We start from the raw sequence: 17,067 nt of genomic DNA, 5'->3' as shown, positions 1-17,067 counted from the left end.
GGCGAGGCGCGACACCTCAACTCGCCAATCGTCCATTTCTTGCAGCCTGACAGTCGTACATTTTCGTGCTTCTATTGTGGTCTTGCAGTGCCATGTCCGTTGCTGCATCATGACGATCAATGTCGGGCGTCGGGAAGCGCCGGGCGGACCTCCACCACCACCCACCCAGGAGGGTCACCGATGATTCGCAGCAGCATGCCGGCACGGGGACGACCCGGCCGGCCCACCGGCGCGGCCGTCGCGCTCGCGGCCAGCCTCGCCGTGCTGGTCGCCGGACCCACAGTGGCCGTCGCCGGCCCATCCGCGCCCGCCGCCGCGCGGCCGGTGGTCACCCGCGCCGCGCTCGACCCGGCGCTTGTCGCCGGGCGCGGCGCCGACGTCGACTTCGTCGAGCAGGAGGCGGAGAACGCGCGCACCAACGGCGAGGTCATCGGCCCCGACCGGTCCGCCTACACGCTGCCCGCGGAGGCCTCCGGTCGCCGGGCGGTCCGGCTCACCCCCGGCGAGTACGTGGAGTTCGTCCTACCCAGCGCGACCAACGGGATCACCGTGCGGTACAGCATCCCGGACGCCCCACAGGGCGGTGGGATCACCGCGCCGCTGCGGGTCGCCGTCAACGGCAAGCACCTGCGCACCATGACGCTGACCTCGCAGTACTCGTGGCTCTACAACCAGTACCCGTTCTCCAACGACCCGTCGGCCGGGCTGCTGCACCCGGACTGGTGGATCACCGAGTGCCAGTGCGTGCCAGCGGCCACCACGCCGGCCCCGGTCATCAGCACGCCGTTTCGGCCCACCCACTTCTACGACGAGCAGCGGCTGCTGCTCGGGCGCACCTACCGGGCCGGTGACACGATCCGCCTGACCGCGCCGACCGGCAGCGCCGCCGCCTGGACCGTCATCGACCTGCTCGACTCCGAGTTGGTCGCGCCGCCGCACGTCCGGCTGCTCGCGGCGAACGTGCTCGCCTTCGGCGCCGATCCCACCGGCCGGCGGGACTCCGCCGACGCGCTGGACCGGGCCATCGCCTTCGCCCGACGCGCCCACCTGAAGGTCTACCTCCCGCCGGGCACCTACCAGGTCAACCGGCACATCATCGTCGACGACGTGACGATCGAGGGCGCCGGCAACTGGCACACTGTCATCAAGGGTCGTGAGGTCGCCCTGCCGACGCCCGCGCCGGACGGCTCGGTGCACACCGGAGTCGGGTTCTACGGCCGCGACGCCGCCGACGGCGGCAGCCGCAACGTGCGCCTCTCCGGCTTCGCCATCGAGGGGGACGTCCGAGAGCGCATCGACACCGACCAGGTCAACGCGATCGGTGGGGCGATGAGCGACTCCACGATCGACGGGCTCTACCTGCACCACACCAAGGCCGGCCTGTGGTTCGACGGGCCGATGCGCGACGTCCGGGTCACCGACACCATCGTCGTCGACCAGATCGCCGACGCGCTCAACTTCCACACCGGCGTCACCGACTCCCTGGTGGCGCACAACTTCGTCCGCAACACCGGCGACGACGGCCTGGCGATGTGGTCGGAGAAGACGGCAAACGCGCGCAACACGTTCGACCACAACACAGTGCAGTCGCCGACGCTGGCCAACGGCATCGCCATCTACGGCGGCACCGACACCACCGTCTCGCACAACCTCGTCGCCGACCCGGTCCGCGAGGGCAGCGGCCTGCACGCGGGCTCCCGCTTCGGCGCGCAACCGTTCACCGGGCACCTGCGGTTCACCAACAACACCACCGCCCGCGCCGGCACGTACGAGCTGAACTGGAACATCGGGCTCGGCGCGATCTGGGTCTTCGCCCTGGACCGCAGCATCGACGCGGCCGTCGAGGTGACCGGCGACGCGTACCTCGACAGCACCTACAACGCGATCATGCTGGTCAGCGACTGGCCGGTGAAGGACCTCTACTCGATCTCCGACGTGCGGTTGCGGGACGTCCGGGTCGACGGCACCGGCACGTCGGTGGTCAGTGCCCGCTCGGCCGGGTCGGCCTCGTTCGCCAACGTGGACGCCCGCAACGTGGGTGCGGTGGCTGTCAACAACTGCGGTTCGTTCCACTTCACCCCGGCCGGTTCGGAGTTCACGGTGACCGATCTCGGCGGCAACGACGGCGGGTGGCTCGCGCCGTGGCTGCTGCCCAACACCATCACCTGCGACGACCGGCCGCCCGTGTCGCCGCCCCCGCCTCCGGCCCAGTGGTGAACGCGGTGGGCGGCTCGACGAGTCGGGCCGCCCACCGCACCGTCAGCGCGTCCGGACGTACGCCAGCGGCACGCTCGTCGGCTGTCCGTCCCAGCTACCGAGCAGGGCAGCTCCGGCGGCGTCGGCGGCGCCGGGTCGACGGACGACGACCAACTCGACGGAGTCGGTGACGATGAGCGTGCTGTCCTCGTCGACCACGCGGCGCACGGCGCCGACCGGTGCGGCGTCGGCGTTCCCGGCGCCGCTGACGGTGACCGTCACACTCGGCTCGCGCACCTCACGCCGACCGTCCACCTCGAAGTACTGCTCCGCCTGGCCGGAGCCGGTGCGGATGGCGTGGGCGAGCGCGGCGGCGTACGCCTCGTCGACGCAGCCGTCGTACACCCAGCGCCGACCCAGCACCGAGTGCTCGGTGGTGCCGACCAACCAGGTGTCCGCACCGTCGAGGGGTGCGGCTCGATAGGTGAGCGGGACGTGGTGGACCGGGCCGTCGGGGGCCCCGACAAGTATCGTCTCGATGCCGACCTCGCCGGCCGGGTCGTCGAAGCGGTAGGCCCCTCGGCTCACCACCTCGACGCCGGCGGGTCCGACGTACCAGGGTCGGTCGGGGAGCCAGGTCGCGAGCAGTTCGAGCTTCGTGGGGCGCAGGGTCGCCTTGTGCAGCAGTGCCATGACGGCAGCCTAGTCAGAGGCCCGCGCAGGGTTGCCCGCCGATCACGCAGCTCTCCGGCCCCCGGGCCTTCGGCCGGCTGTCGCGGACGTCGAAGCTGATCGTCTGGGATCCCCCGGCCGCCACCGCCGCTCCGGTGAAGGTGATCGCCCGCCCGTCCTGTCGCCAGTTCGCGCCGTCGACGTCGTCGAGCGTGGTGCCCTCGCCGAGGGTGACCACCACCGCCCAGTCCGCCACCGGTGCGCCGCCCGGATTGTCGACCACGATCTCACCCGTGTAGCCGAACAGTCGGCTGGACTCGGTCGCGTACCGGGCCACCACGGCCGCCGGCGGCGGGGGCGGCGGGGGCGGCGCGGCGGACTCGGGCGTACGCGAGGGCGTCGCCGACGGGGTCTGGCTCGGGCGGGTGGTGGCCGACGCGGTGGTCCGCGCGGGTCGCGCCGAGGGGGTGGCCGTCGGTGCGACGGCGGTCTTGCCGGCCGTCACGGACGGCGACGGTGAGGTTGTCGGCGCCGGTGCGGCGGCGGGCTTCGACTCCGGCGGCACCGTCAGCCAGGCCGCCGTCCCCGCCACCAGCACGGCCCCGGCGACCGCGACGACGAGTGTGCGACGTCGACGGCGGGTGCGGCCGGACGCGTCGCGCGGGCCGACCAGCGGCAGCTCGGCGGTCATCCCGCCGTCGCCGCGGCGCAGGTCGACCTGCTGGAACGCGAGCCAGTCGAGGATGGCCGGCAGTCGCACGGTGAGCGCCTGGCGCACCTGCTGCTCGCGGGGGTCGTGCTGCTCGGCGGACCACGCGCCGTGCGTCGTGACCTCCCGCACCTCCAACCGGCAGCCCTGCGTGGTGACAGTGACCGCGCAGGTCAGCTCGCTGAGCCGGCCGGCCTCGTCGCAGGCCAGCACGAGCAGTGTCGGCTCCTGCCGCTCGGTCACCTCGACCTCGACGTTGGCCTCGAAGCCGGGCAACTCGGCAGTGTGCAGCAGCAGGCGGTCCGCGACGCCCTCGACCGTGTCGGCCTCGGCGAACCACCGCCCGAGCAGCGACCGGTCGGTCAGTGCGCGCCAGACCCGGTCCGGCGGGTGGGACAGGTCGACCTGCGCACCGATCTCGATCACGGCGAGACTCTACGGGTTTCCCGGCCGGCGGTCCCGACCGCCCGAGGCGGTCAGCCCCAGCGCGTCGACCGCTCGACCGCCGCCGCCAGCGCGGCTCGGGCACCGGCACTCACCCCGGTGACCACCTCGGCCGCCGGCAGGTCCCGCGCGAGGGGGTGCGCCTGCCCGGCCCACAGGTTCGCGACCGACGCGTCCCCGTCGCGCCGCGCGGCGGCCAGCAGCGGACGCGTCAGGTGCAACACCTGGGGGTAACCGGCCGGTGCCGACGCGTCGTGTTGGCGGAGGAAGTCGTTGGCCACGCCCCGGGCCCGCTTGCCGGTGTACGACCGGGTCAGCGCGGTCGGCGTGGTGCCGGCCACCGCCGCGCGGTGCATCGGCGAGCTGCCCGCCTCCGGGCAGCGCAGGAAGGCCGTGCCGAGCTGCCCGGCGGCGGCACCGGCGGCGAGCACGGCGGCCAGTGCGGGACCGTCGACGATGCCGCCCGCCGCCACCAGCGGCCGGTCGCAGCGGGCGGCGGCCAGCCGGAGCAGGGGCAGCAGCGCGTAGTCGTCGTCGTCCGGCAGACCCCCACGATGCCCGCCGGCCTCGGTGCCCTGCACCACCACCGCGTCCACGCCCAGGTCGACGGCGGCCGACGCGGCGTCCGGGCGGGTGACGGTGGCCCACACCTCGGTGCCCCGCTCGCGCAGGGCGGCCACCACCGCCCGCTCGGGCAGCCCGAACACGAAGGACACGACTCCGACCGGGTCCGCGAGCAGGGCGGCCACCTTCTCCGGGTACGCGTCGTCGCCGCCGACCGGCTCACCCAGGCGCACCCCGCGCGCGGCAGCCCGCGGGGCCAGCCGTTCGGCGTACGCCCGGATGGCGGCCTCGTCGACGCCGCCGGGGTCGGGCAGGAAGACGTTGACGCCGAACGGCCGGTCGGTGCGCGCGCGAACCTCCGCGATGTCGGCGGTCAACCGTTCGGTGTCGATCATCCCGGCGGCCAGGAAGCCCAGCCCGCCGGCGGCGGAGACGGCCGCCACCAGCGCTGGTGTGGACGGGCCACCCGCCATCGGGGCCGCGACGATCGGGTGACGCAACGTGGACAGCACGGACATCCCACCATCCTGCCGCACCGCTGGCGTGCGCTCAGCGGCGCGCCGTGTGCCGCCACCGCAGCACACCGGCCACCGCGAGCAGTGCCAGCAGTGTTCCGGCGCCGGCCGCCAGCAGCCAGGTCCTACCGCTCGGGCCGATGGTGTCCTCGGCGATCGGTCGGACCTGGGTGGGCAACTCCGGCGCGACGGACCCGGTCGGGCCCGCGGCGGCGGACGGTCCGTCGGTGGCCGGGTAACGCAGGATCGTCGGGCGGGTGCCGGGTGGCTGGTCGGCGGACTCGGAGACGGTGAGCAACGACCGGCCGTCGCGGCTGTAGGTGATCGACTCGCCCTGGGGCTCGTCCGGCAACGGGGTGATCCGCGGGGTGCCGGCGGTCAGCGCGCGGACCACGTCGCCGTCGGGCACGTCGTACTCGAACGCGTCGGCGTAACTGCGCAGCGCCACCCGACGCCTGTCCGGTGCGCTCGCCGCGCCGGTGATCACGCCGCGCCCGAGGAACGAGAACGGGTTGCTGGTGCCTGTCGTCGGCAGGGTCACCTGGCCGACAGAGGCCAGCGGCGTCGTCGCCCCCGGTGTCAGCGCGGCGGTCGGGGCGTACAGGAAGACGGTGCCGCTGCCGCCCTTCGTGACGACCACCGGCCGATCGGACGCGTCGAGCAGCAACGCCTCCGCGTCGTGCGGGCGGTCCGGGTACGTCATCCGGTGCAGCACCGGCTCGTCCGCTCCGGGAGCGAGCCGCCAGAGGGCGATCGTGGCCCGGGAGTGGTCGTTGTCGCCGATGTCGGCGACCCAGACGGTGCCGTCGCGGCCGATGGCCAGGTCCTCGGTGTCGCGGGGGCGGGACGGATAGGCCACCGCCCGGAGCACCGCGCAGCGCTTGTCGAGGAAGAAGATCCGGCGGCGGGCCTCGTCGTCGGCACCGTCGTTGATCACCACGTACCCGTCGTCGGTGGCGACCATGCCGGAGAGCTCCCGCAGCCGGTTGTCGCGCACCTGGCACACCGGCGTCCCCGCTGCCGCCGCCCCCGCCGCCGCGGGCGGTGTCAGCACGACGGCCGGCGTCACCACCCCGGCGAGCAGCGCCGCCAGCGCCGTACCCGCGCGGGCACGCCGCCCCCAGGTCAACCGCCCGCGTACCCGCATCGCCCACCCTCCTCGTCGCGGCCGGGACCGGCCACCTGCCCATCCTGGCCGATCCCGGCCACCGGCGTGGTCGGCGCGGGTAGGTAGTCGTACGCGTCGTCGACGTGCGCTCACCCCGCGCGTACCCGCGCTTCCAGGTTCGGCTCGGGCGCCGGTCGTGCTGGTTGCGCCGAACGGTCCCGAAAATCACGCCGCACCGCCGCTGGATCTGTCGTACCCGTAGTCCATGATCGTGTCGTCGCAGCGCCGCCGGCTTCCGGTGGGCGTGCGCGGCACCCTGATTTCTGTCGATGGTGGGAGGGCGTGACGTGACGGACGCCGACGGCGCCGGATGGCGGCGGTGCAGCGTGCTGGTGGTGGTGCCGCCAGCACGGCCCCGCAAGTTGGCCAAGGTGCCTTTCGTCGAGCTGGCCGACGGTCGGTTGCAGGGCGTCGTCTCGAGCGGGTCGGACGTCGAGCGGGTGTACGTCTCGTCGGTCTCCGCCGGCACGCACGCCTACCACTGCAGCACCAACAACAACCGGCCCTGCGGTGGCTTGCGCGGCGCCCCGTGCAAACACCTGCACGCGCTGGCCGACGAGGCGCTGCTCCAGTACGGCTCCGCGCGGGTGGCCCGCTACCTGCGGGTCGACATCGGCGACGGAGTGGACAGCGGCGCGGAGCTGCTGGCCCTACTGGACGGGCAGCAAGAGGCCGCCTCGGCGGCGATGGTGTTCAGTCGCTTCCTCCGCCACCTTTCCTACCTGGAACTGCCCGACAGCACTGTCGCTCTCCCCGAGTTGCACTGGTTCCCGGCGACGGGAGCGACCCGCTGATGCGCGGCACCCAGGTCGCCCAACTGCGCGAGGCGCCGGTCGGGTTGGCCGATGCGCTCGACGTGGTCGCCGGCTTCGACGATGCGCTCACCAACGGCTTCGGCCGGATCGGCGAGCGGGACAAGGCGGCGCTGACCGCGGTGGCCGACGCGGTGGCTGGCACGCCGTTGGCCGACGCGGTCGCCGCCGCGGTCGGCGCGATCACCGCCGGGTCGGTGACTCCGGAGCACCTCACCGTCCTCGCCGGGGCACGCTCGGCGCTGCTTGGCGCGGCCCACGACGCCCTACTCGGGCAGTGCGACGCGGCCCTGGGCCGGGCTCGTTCACCCTGGACCGCCCCGGGCGCCGCGCCCAGCGACACGCCGCCGGCCCTCGCTGGCGCCCGAGCGTGGTGGCACGAGGTGGCGGTCACCGGGTGGCGGGGCGTCGACCACGAGCTGCTCACCGCCGCCGCGACGGTGGTCGAGGCCGCGCTGGCCGTGCCGGCGTCACGACGGATCGCGGTGCTGCTCGACGGTCTCGCCGCGGAGCTACGGGCCTGCGTGCCGGTTGCCACCATGGCGCAGGTGCCGGCCCGCCGCTGGGGCGACCTCTGGGCCCGGGGCGTGCTGCTCACCGAAGGCACGCAGCAGAGCGACGAGGCACCACGGGTCTCCGGGCGACTGCTGCCCCTCGGCGTGGACGTGCACACCCACGACACGGCCGTGCAGGTTCAGCTGCACGCCGTCCTGGAGCCGGCCGGCGGCGGGCAGCCGCAGCTGATCCGCACGGCGGTCGCCGCCGCCAAGGTGGACACCATCGTCGGGCCAGCCGTCTGGCGGCTGTTGTCCGCGCACCCGCTCCTGCTCACCGCCCTGGCCGAGCACCGGGCACTGACCGTCACCGACCTGCCGCTGCGCGGCGGCGACCTGGGCTGGGCCGACGATCGGGTCCGGCTCGACGAGCCCGCCGATCCGTTCGCGACGGCCCGGGTGTTGTTGCCCGCCGCCAACGCGGCCGCGACCGCCCCACTGGACCGGCACCCGGCGGGCATCGCCGAGCCCGTGCTCGTCGAGGGCAACCCGGTCCGCGACGAGGACGGGACACTCGCCGTCGACGTGGACGGCGAACGGGTCGTGCTGGCTGTCGACCGGTTGCCGGCCACCGGCCCCCTCACCACCGACCTGGTCGCCACCGCGTCGGCCTGCCTGGGCCTGCTGCGCTGGGACGACGGCCAATGGCAGCTTCAACCGTTGGCGGTGCGCGCCACGGTGAAGCGGCGGGTGGTGCAGGCGCACAACGGAGATTGGGCGTGCGGCGTGACCGATCCGAAGATCGCCAAGGAGGAGGCCCGAGCGGGTGACGCCGTGGCCGTGCTGCGCGAGCGCGCGGGACGGTTGCTGCGCCGATGACCGAGCCGACCGCTGACGGGGCGTCCACCGACGCCAACCGCCGACAGGTTCTCTACTGGCGGCTGCTGTCCCGCCTGTTCGACCGCGACGAGCAACCCAGCCTGGAGTCGGCGAGCGTGGCCGTGGTGGAGGACCTCGGGTTACCCGCCACCCTGTTGGACCCGGCGGTCTCGGTGGACACCGTCGTGCAGCGCTTCCCGGCACTCGCGGCGGAGCTGCGAGGGCTGCTCACCTCCGACGACGTGCCGGACGACAGCGACCCTGGTGACGCCGCGACCTTCCGGCCCGGCGAGGCCGAGGTGCGCCGGGCGGCGCTGGTGTCGAAGGTGCTGCTCAACGTGTTCGCCACCGGCTCCGGCCCGGTCAGCGCCACCCAGTTGGCCCGGTGGCAGTCCGACGCCGGCTGGTTCGAGCAGGCCCTCGCTTGCGAGCCCGGCGAGTTGCGCCGCCAGAGCGGCGGGCTGGGCGGCACCCTCGCCGGGCTGGAGGGTGACCTGGTCCGGCGGATGCACCTGCGGGAGGTGCTGGCCGACCCCACGCTGGCCAGTCAGCTGACTCCGAGCATGTCGCTGATCGAGCAGTTGCTGCGCGACAAGGCCAACCTGTCCGGCGTGGCGCTGGCCAACGCGAAGGCGCTGATCCGACGCTTCGTCGACGAGGTCGCCGAGGTGCTTCGGACGCAGGTGCAACAGACCAGCGTCGGCACCCTGGACCGGTCGGTGCCGCCCAAGCGGGTGTTCCGCAACCTGGACCTCGACCGGACCATCTGGCAGAACCTGACCAACTGGAGCCCGGACGACGAACGGCTCTACGTCGACCGGCTCTACTACCGGCACACGGCGCGGCGTACGACGCCGTCCCGGCTCATCGTCGTTGTCGACCAGTCCGGCTCCATGGTCGACTCGATGGTCAACTGCACGATCCTCGCTTCGATCTTCGCCGGGCTGCCGAAGGTCGACGTGCACCTCGTCGCGTACGACACCCGGGCGCTGGATCTCACCCCGTGGGTGCACGACCCGTTCGAGGTGCTGCTGCGTACCCAGTTGGGTGGCGGCACCGACGGCACGGCGGCGCTGACGCTGGCCCGGCCCAAGATCGCCGAGCCGAAGAACACGGTGCTGGTATGGATCTCCGACTTCTACGAGGTCAACCACCAGGCGGTCTTCGACGGGCTCCAGGCCATGCACCGTTCCGGCGTCAAGGTCATCCCGGTCGGCTCGGTCAGCAGCTCCGGGCAGCAGAGCGTCAACCCCTGGTTCCGGCAACGCTTGAAGGACCAGGGCACCCCGGTCATCTCCGGCCACATCCGCAAGCTCGTCGTCGAGCTGAAGAACTTCCTCACCTAGGAGAGCAACCCCTCATGTCCGAGATGCTGCGCGCCCCCGCCGAGGTCACGTACGCCGACGAGCTGGACTTCCTCGAGTCGGTCGACACCGGCCCGAAGCCGTTCTCGTGGCGGCTGAGCCCGCGCATGGTCCGGCTGTTCGTCCTCGGTTCCGAGCGGGCCGACGGCCTCGACCGGGAGATCCCGCAGAAGTGGTTCGGTGACCGCAGCTTCGTCGAGCGCAGCATCGTCACCCTGGCCTCGGATCGCGGCCTGCTGCTCATCGGCGACCCCGGCACCGGCAAGAGTTGGCTGGCCGAGTTGCTGGCCGCCGCGATCTGCCGCAATTCGACACTCGTCGTGCAGGGCACCGCCGGCACCACCGAGGACCACATCAAGTACTCGTGGAACGTGTCCATGGTGATCGCCAAGGGGCAGTCCCGGGCTTCGATGATTCCGTCGCCGATCATGACGGCGATGGAGCGCGGGGTGATCGGCCGCGTCGAGGAGCTGACCCGCTCCACAAGCGACGTGCAGGATGCGCTGATCTCGATCCTCTCCGAGAAGTACGTCGCCATCCCCGAGTTGGAGCAGGACAACATCGTCTTCGCCCAGCCCGGCTTCTCGATCATCGCCACCGCCAACAGCCGCGACCGGGGCGTCAACGACCTCTCCTCGGCGCTCAAACGGCGCTTCAACTTCGTCCGGATCCCGGTGGTCACCAACAAGCGCAGCGAGGCCGAGATCGTCCGCTTCCGCACGGAGGAGCTGCTGCGCCGGCACCAGATCGAGCTGGACGTGCCACCCACCCTGCTGGACATCCTGCTACAGAGCTTTGCCGACCTGCGAGCCGGTGCCGCCGCGGCGACCAGCGACGACGAGAAGTTGGAGTCGGCGTTGTCCACCGCCGAACAGATCGGCGTGCTGGAGGACGCCATCCTGCACAGCCAGTTCTTCGGCGACCGCACGCTGCGGGCGGCCACGATCGCCGGGTCGCTGGTCGGGTCGCTGGCCCGGCGCAGCCCGGAAGACCTGGCGATCCTCAACAAATACCTGCACGGCGTGGTGGAGCCGCGGGCACGCAAGGACGACGACGGGTGGGCGGGCTTTCTGGACGGTGGTCGTCAGGCGATTGCGTCCCTGTCGTGACCGCACCGACCGCCGCCGGCACGTTCGGCGCACTGCGCGAGCAGCTCAGCGACGCGGTCTCCGCGTTCGCGGGCTCCCCCGACGCACTCGGTGAGATCCTGGCCGGCATGGTCGACGACGTCGACCGCGCGCTCGGCGAGCGGCTGGAGATCTTCCCGGTCTGCCATCATTCACCAGCCTCCGCTCTGGCGATGGTGCGGCGGCTCCGGGCCAAGCAACCTCGGGTGATCTATCTGGAGCTGTGCGAGGATCTTCAGCCGCTGCTCGGGGAGCTGCGCAACTGCCGTCTGCCGGTCGCGGTGCAGGCGTTCGCGTCGGAGCTGTCCGGTTTCCCCGCCGACTGGGGTCCGCTCAGCGTTGTCGCCCCGATCACCGAGGCGTCGGCGGAATACCAGGCCATCGCGTACGCGCTGGAGACCCCGGGCGTGGAGCTGGTGCTCGTGGACCGCTCGACCGACCACGTCTTCCAGTGGTCACCGCGCACCAGTCCGGCGGCCGACGACGACACCGGGGCTGACGCGGGCGACGAGTCCGGGCTGCACGGCGACGCCGTCGGGGTGGAGATCGGTGACCTGCGGCCCCGGTTCGCCGAGTTGGAGGCCTACCTGCTGCACCACGGCAAGGTGCGGCACTGGTCGGAGTGGTGGGACCAGTACGTCGAACGCCCGCTCGCCGGCGCCGACTACGACACCTACCGGCAGGTGATGGTGCTGATCGGCAGCCTGTTCCGGCGATTGCGCCCAGCCGACTCGGACCGCCTGGGCCGGGACGAGGACCGCGAGCGGTACATGTGGACGCGAATGCGTCAGCACCTGGCCGCTTCCGGCGTCGATGCCGCCGACTGCCTCTACGTCTGCGGCGCGTTCCACGCCGCCAGCCGGGTCGAGCAGTTCGGGCTGGGCTCGGCCGCGGCCGATTTCGAGATCACGCCACGCACCGACACCCGCTGGCGGTACGGGCTGATTCCGTCAAGCCACTCCGCGATCGAGGCGCAGTTCAGCCTGGCACCCGGCTCGGTGTCGATCGCGGCGGCGACCTGGACGACGGCGGTGAGCCGGCACCGGCTGTCCCCGTACCGGCTGGACGGACAACGCACCGCGCCGACCCGCGGCCGGCGGGGCCTCGCCACGACGATGCCCTCGCCGGTGGCCGGTCCGGTCAGCGACTCCCTCACCAGATTCCTCGCCGCACCACCCGACCTGGACGGCTTGGACGAGGCGGAGCTGCGCGGCTGGTGCGTCGACATCGTCCGGCTGGCCCGCCGCAACGGCTACCTGGCCAGCACGGCCGACGCGATCGCCGTCTTCGAGACCTCGGTCCTCCTGGCTGGCCTGCGCAATCGGGCTCGACCCACCCCGTACGACTTCGCCGACGCCGCGGTTACCTGTATCGAGAAGGACGTGGTGCCCGGCCGGAGGGACGTGCGGCGGCTCTGCGAGATCCTGCTGGGCGGCGACCGGATCGGTCAGGTCGGTTACGACGCCCTGCCGCCACTGGCCCGTGACGTCCTCGACCGACTCCAGCCGCTCGGCCTCGCCCTCGAGAAGCGGACCGTACAGCGGGCGCTGCTGGATCTGACCGGCCAACCGGAGCTGGCCCGTTGCTCAGACCTGCTGTGGATCCTGCGGCACCTGCTGCCACCGGACGCGGTGCGTCCGATCATGGGTGAGCGCCGGCTCGGACACCGCTCGATCCAGGAGAGCTGGGATCTGGCGCTCGGCCGCAACCAACGCGCGCTGATCGAGCTGGGCTACGAAGGGGTCACCGTCGAGCAGGTGCTGGAGCAGCGACTGCGCCGGGCGGTACGCGGCCCTGACGCCACCGCCTCCGATGCGCTCGCCGCCGTCGAGGACGCGATCCGGCTGCTCGACAGCCCGCGGCTGGTCGACGAACTGGGCGCGCGGGCGGTGGACCTGCTCGGTGCCGAGCGCACCGCTGACGGCGCCCCGGACGTGCTGCGCCGCATCCGTCGCCTGCTGGCCCACTACCGGGCCACCAGGCCGATCCTGCCGGCCTGGTGCGAGGCGTTCGTGACCACCGGCTACGCGCACTACTGCACCCTGCTGCCGACGGCCATCGCCGCGGAGGAGACGGAGGTCCGACAGGTTGCCGCGATGCTCGGCTTCCTGTTCTCCATGGAGGGCTTGGCGCTGTCCCTGGGCTGCGACAGGTCCCAGTTGGAGTTGGCTGTCGCGCAGTCACACCCGACGGCACCGGCGAAGGTGGCCCTGCTCTGGGCGGGCCAACACCAGCTCGGCGTGCTGCCGCTGGCCGAGCTGCGGGCCCGGTGCGCCGACCTGCTGACCAACCCGCTGGTGGTGCCCGCCTTCCCGCAGTATCTTGCCGGGCTCGTGCACGCGCTGGAGCCGGTGCCCGGGTTGGCGCCGTTCGTCGTCGAGACGATGTCCACCGCCTTCGCCCGGCTGCCCGACCCGGTGCTGCTGCCCTGGTTGCCAACCCTGATCACGACAATGCGCGACCAGGGGCCGGAGCTGGTCCCGATGCTGGTCCGCGAGGCGGGACGCACCTTCCCGGGGGCGCTGACCGAGCTGGATGCCTGGATTCCGCCGTGGCTGACACCCCCGCCCCCGACGCGGGAGGCGGTCACGACCGCCGCGCCGCAGCGGCAGGTGGGCCTGCTGCTCGTCGCCCATCCGGAGACGGTCGACGCGGTCGCCGGCCTGCTCGGTCACGACGGCGGGTGGCTGCCAGCGGAAGATCCACCCGCCGACCTGAGCGGAGCGGCCGCGCTGCTGGCCACCCATCCGGAGACCCTGGAAGCCGTAGCCGCGTTCCGGGCCGGTTCGGCCACTGGTCGACGCGATACGGCCGCCAGGCGTGAGGTCGACCGCGACGGGTAGGCAGCGGCCCGGCGGCATGTCGACAACCGCCGGGCAGGAGGCTCCGATGAGCACGTACTCAGATGATCAGGGCGACACGTTCCCTCCCCCGGAGGCGGACGCCCACGAGCAACGGCAGGACGCCGTCGACTACGGGCCGCCGGACCGGGTGTCGGGTGACGTCGACCCGGAAGCGTCCGAGGCGGACCTGGCCGAGCAGGGCGCCTTCCCGGCGGGCACGCTCGAGGAGGTGACGTCGCTGCCGGCAGACGCCAACCCGGCCGACGCCCTCGAACAGCGCCAGGAAATCCCCACCCGCGACGAGGGCCGTCGTACCTGACGCGCACACCGCCGGCCCGGCCGTCCACTCCGGGGGCAGGGTTGCCACCGCGTGTGATGCCGGTGAGTCATCAAGATGACTCACCGGCATCACGCTCGTGCGGACGTCGCCGCCCGGACGCTCGGCTCGACCGGCCACGCCCGTGCGGGATCAGCGCGAACGGGATGCCGATGAGCAGGTACAGGGCGACCGCGCCACCGATCACCTCGGCCAGGTCGGTGGCCATGGCGACCAACCCGGCCTGCACCCACATCAGCCGGTTGAGCGGCCGGGGCAGTCGCTCCCGACACAGCTCGGGCCGCCTGTAGTGGAGTCGCTCTCGACGTCGCCAGTTCGTCGGTGACCATCGAACGCCTCCCCGTCGGCACGATTCCGCGCCGGATCTGCCCGCCCCGCCGCGCCGCGCTTGACAGCGGCGAGGGCACCGATGAAGCTGTCTATTAGTCCTACTGTCGTAGGACAACAGGAAGGATCATCACGAGTGATCGAGTTCGTGTTGGACAGCCGGTCGAAGGTGAACACCTACATGCAGCTCGTGCAGCAGGTGAAGCAGGCGCTGCGCGTCGGCCTGCTGACGCCGGGCGACCAGTTGCCGAAGGTCCGGGACGTCGCGCAGTCACTGGCGATCAACCCGAACACGGTGCTGAAGGCGTACCGGGAGCTGGAGATCGAGGGTCTGGTCGGTGGCCGACCCGGGGTGGGCACCTTCGTGCGGCGCACCCTGGCCGGCGCGTCCCTGCCCAACCAGGCCGAGCTACGCGAGGACCTGGTCGCCTGGTTGCAGCGCGCGCAGGCCGCGGGCCTCTCAGCCGAGGACGTCATCGCCCTGGTGGAGACCACGCTGCGCGCCACCCTCGCCGACGACACCCCGCAGAAGGAGCCCGCCTGAGCGAGCGCGGCGAGCGAACCACAAGGCACCGAAGCAAGCGCCGCACCGCCACGAGGCGACGGGCGCGGCGGATCGAGAGGACAGAGGATGGACATGGTCTTGGAGGCCGACCGGCTGGGCAAGCGGTACGGCAGCACGTGGGCGTTGCGGGACTGCTCGCTGCACCTGCCGGCCGGCCGGATCGCCGCGCTGGTCGGGCCGAACGGTGCGGGCAAGAGCACGCTCCTGCACCTGGCCGTCGGGTTGCTCAAGCCCGACGCGGGCGAGGTGCGCGTGTTCGGCAGATCCCCGTACGGCGACACGGAAGGGCTGGCCGACATCGGGTTCGTCGCCCAGGACACCCCGCTCTACCGGGACTTCACCGCGGCCGAGTTGGTCATCGCCGGTGGCAAGCTGAACAGACGGTGGGACGCGATGCTGGCCCGCCAGCGACTGGCGCAGCTCGGCATCCCCCCGGACCGTCCGGTCGGCAAGCTCTCCGGCGGCCAACGGGCGCAGGTCGCGCTCGCCCTCGCGTTGGCCAAGCAGCCCCGGCTGCTGCTGCTCGACGAGCCGGTGGCCAGCCTCGACCCGCTGGCCCGGCGGGAGTTCCTCCAGTCGCTGATGGGCAGCGTCGCGGAATCCGGCACCACGGTCCTGCTCTCCTCGCACCTGCTGGCCGACCTGGAACGCGTCTGCGACTACCTGATCGTGCTCAACTCCGCCCAGGTGCAGCTCACCGGCGCGGTCGACGATCTGGTCGCCGAGCACCGCCAACTGGTCGGCCCCCGGCACGACGGCGGCGTCATCGGGGGCGTCGCCGCCGTGGTCCGGGCCAGCCACACCGATCGGCAGTCCACGCTGCTGGTCCGCACCGACGGCCCGGTCACCGACCCGGCCTGGACGGTCCGCGAGGTCAGCCTGGAGGACGTCGTGCTGGCCTATCTGGCCGAGGGCACCACGCCGACCAGGCACAGCGAGTGGGGAGTGGCGGCATGATCTGGTTGACCTGGCGGCAACACCGCAAGCAGGCGTTCTACACAGTGCTGGGGCTCGTGGCGCTGGCCGCCCTGCTGGTGCCCATCGGCCTGGCCATGCGGAACACCTACGCCGACCTCGGGCTGACGGACTGCGCCAGCCAACTCGCCCGCGCCGACGTGGCGCAGGCGACCCGGGAGACCTGCGATGCGGGCTTCCGGCGCTTCGGCGATCGGTACTCCAGTCTCAGTCTGGTGGCCGTACTGTTGATCACCCTGCCGGTCCTTGTCGGCCTCTTCTGGGGCGCGCCGCTTGTCGCCCGCGAGGTGGAGCACGGCACACACCGGTTCGTCTGGACCCAGGGCATCGGCCGGACCCGGTGGGCCCTGGTGAAGTTCGGGCTGGTGGGCGCGGCGGCGCTGGTCCTCGCGACGATCTACGGCCTAGGCATGTCCTGGTGGGTCGATCCGCTCACCAAGTCCGCGCACGAGGGCCGATTCGGCATGATCATCTTTGATCTCCAAGGCATCGTCCCGATCGGGTACACCCTGTTCGCCGTGGCGCTCGGCGTTTTCGCCGGCACCGTCTGGAAGCGGATGCTGCCCGCCATGGGCATCACCCTTGCCGGCTACATCGGCGTCCGGGCGGCGGTGGAGCTGCTGGCCCGACGGCACTACCAGCCGGCCCGCACCCAGACCTTCTCGACCGAGGGGGAAGGGCCACCGGAGGTCAGTCGGGGGGACTGGGTCCTCGCCCAGGGCGTCCGGAACCCCGACGGGACGATGATCGCGGAGGGCGGCCGGATCCAGTGTCCGCCGGGCGGCAAGGGCCCGGACGGTCGGGTCTGCGGTGCGGAGTGGGGGCTGGAGCCGGGCGCGTACAACTGGCAGCTGTACCAACCGGCGGACCGGTTCTGGCTGTTCCAGGGGATCGAGACCGGCATCTTCGTCGCCCTGGCCGTGCTCCTGCTCTACCTCGCCATCCGCCGGGTGCGTCGGATCGCGTAGCCGCTCGACGGGTGATCGCCGGGGCCACGGGGCTCGGCGATCACCCGCCCGGCGGGCCGTCGACGGTCCGCGCAGTCGGATTCCGGCCCGTCGCCTACGCGACTCAAC

14 protein-coding genes and 1 pseudogene are annotated in these 17,067 nt (G+C 72.4%); 10 read left to right on the top strand and 5 right to left on the bottom strand.

Annotation, left to right across the window (positions count from 1 at the left end):
* Nucleotides 1–180: 180 nt before the first annotated feature.
* Entirely contained in the window at nt 181–2,217 is a 2,037-nt protein-coding gene (locus tag AB0A95_RS03715; RefSeq protein WP_357554016.1) for a glycosyl hydrolase family 28-related protein, read from the top strand.
* Nucleotides 2,218–2,259: 42 nt separating this feature from the next.
* Here AB0A95_RS03715 and AB0A95_RS03710 read toward each other — a convergent pair whose 3' ends face one another.
* The 4 genes from AB0A95_RS03710 to AB0A95_RS03695 are packed head-to-tail and all read right to left on the bottom strand — an operon-like array spanning nt 2,260 to nt 6,247.
* Entirely contained in the window at nt 2,260–2,889 is a 630-nt protein-coding gene (locus AB0A95_RS03710; protein ID WP_357554015.1) for a hypothetical protein, read from the bottom strand.
* Nucleotides 2,890–2,902: 13 nt separating this feature from the next.
* The gene (locus AB0A95_RS03705) at nt 2,903–4,003 is read right to left on the bottom strand and encodes an SRPBCC family protein (RefSeq protein ID WP_357554014.1); all 1,101 of its coding nucleotides are present in this window, start codon (nt 4,001–4,003) and stop codon (nt 2,903–2,905) included.
* A gap of 50 nt (nt 4,004–4,053) precedes the next feature.
* Nucleotides 4,054–5,103 (bottom strand): nitronate monooxygenase, encoded by a 1,050-nt coding sequence (locus tag AB0A95_RS03700; protein WP_357554013.1) that lies wholly within the window; start codon nt 5,101–5,103, stop codon nt 4,054–4,056.
* Nucleotides 5,104–5,134: 31 nt separating this feature from the next.
* Complete coding sequence (locus AB0A95_RS03695) at nt 5,135–6,247, bottom strand: hypothetical protein (protein ID WP_357554012.1); 1,113 nt, start codon at nt 6,245–6,247, stop codon at nt 5,135–5,137.
* A 347-nt stretch (nt 6,248–6,594) separates the two neighbouring features.
* On the opposite strand from AB0A95_RS03695, the gene AB0A95_RS03690 reads away from it, so the two are divergent.
* Genes AB0A95_RS03690 through AB0A95_RS03665 form a run of 6 tightly spaced genes read left to right on the top strand, consistent with a single transcriptional unit; the run spans nt 6,595 to nt 14,106 of the window.
* Complete coding sequence (locus tag AB0A95_RS03690; RefSeq protein ID WP_357554159.1) at nt 6,595–7,062, top strand: hypothetical protein; 468 nt, start codon at nt 6,595–6,597, stop codon at nt 7,060–7,062.
* Nucleotides 7,062–8,453: a hypothetical protein gene (locus tag AB0A95_RS03685; RefSeq protein WP_357554011.1), complete on the top strand. Its 1,392-nt coding sequence runs from the start codon at nt 7,062–7,064 to the stop codon at nt 8,451–8,453. Before AB0A95_RS03690 ends, AB0A95_RS03685 begins: the two co-directional genes overlap by 1 nt.
* Nucleotides 8,450–9,799, top strand: a complete 1,350-nt coding sequence (locus AB0A95_RS03680; RefSeq protein WP_357554010.1) for a VWA domain-containing protein — start codon at nt 8,450–8,452, stop codon at nt 9,797–9,799. The genes AB0A95_RS03685 and AB0A95_RS03680 overlap by 4 nt, the downstream gene beginning before the upstream one ends.
* 14 nt (nt 9,800–9,813) lie before the next feature.
* Entirely contained in the window at nt 9,814–10,926 is a 1,113-nt protein-coding gene (locus AB0A95_RS03675) for an AAA family ATPase (RefSeq protein WP_357554009.1), read from the top strand.
* Entirely contained in the window at nt 10,923–13,787 is a 2,865-nt protein-coding gene (locus tag AB0A95_RS03670; RefSeq protein WP_357554008.1) for a hypothetical protein, read from the top strand. The genes AB0A95_RS03675 and AB0A95_RS03670 overlap by 4 nt, the downstream gene beginning before the upstream one ends.
* A 46-nt stretch (nt 13,788–13,833) precedes the next feature.
* The gene (locus AB0A95_RS03665; protein ID WP_357554007.1) at nt 13,834–14,106 is read left to right on the top strand and encodes a hypothetical protein; all 273 of its coding nucleotides are present in this window, start codon (nt 13,834–13,836) and stop codon (nt 14,104–14,106) included.
* Nucleotides 14,107–14,266: 160 nt separating this feature from the next.
* Here AB0A95_RS03665 and AB0A95_RS03660 read toward each other — a convergent pair.
* Nucleotides 14,267–14,401, bottom strand: a pseudogene (locus tag AB0A95_RS03660) (divalent metal cation transporter); the annotation flags it as partial.
* A gap of 186 nt (nt 14,402–14,587) precedes the next feature.
* Here AB0A95_RS03660 and AB0A95_RS03655 point away from each other — a divergent pair.
* The 3 genes from AB0A95_RS03655 (at nt 14,588) to AB0A95_RS03645 (ending at nt 16,959) form a co-directional block, all read left to right on the top strand.
* Nucleotides 14,588–14,995, top strand: coding sequence for a GntR family transcriptional regulator (locus AB0A95_RS03655; RefSeq protein WP_357554006.1), 408 nt, complete (start codon nt 14,588–14,590; stop codon nt 14,993–14,995).
* A gap of 87 nt (nt 14,996–15,082) precedes the next feature.
* The gene (locus tag AB0A95_RS03650) at nt 15,083–15,973 is read left to right on the top strand and encodes an ABC transporter ATP-binding protein (protein WP_357554005.1); all 891 of its coding nucleotides are present in this window, start codon (nt 15,083–15,085) and stop codon (nt 15,971–15,973) included.
* Nucleotides 15,970–16,959, top strand: a complete 990-nt coding sequence (locus AB0A95_RS03645; RefSeq protein ID WP_357554004.1) for a transporter — start codon at nt 15,970–15,972, stop codon at nt 16,957–16,959. The genes AB0A95_RS03650 and AB0A95_RS03645 overlap by 4 nt, the downstream gene beginning before the upstream one ends.
* Nucleotides 16,960–17,067: the final 108 nt, after the last annotated feature.

Source organism: Micromonospora sp. NPDC049230 (genome assembly GCF_040647875.1).
GTDB lineage: Bacteria > Actinomycetota > Actinomycetes > Mycobacteriales > Micromonosporaceae > Micromonospora.
The sequence above is the reverse complement of the archived record's forward strand: the minus strand, read 5'-3'. Positions and strand labels throughout refer to the sequence as shown.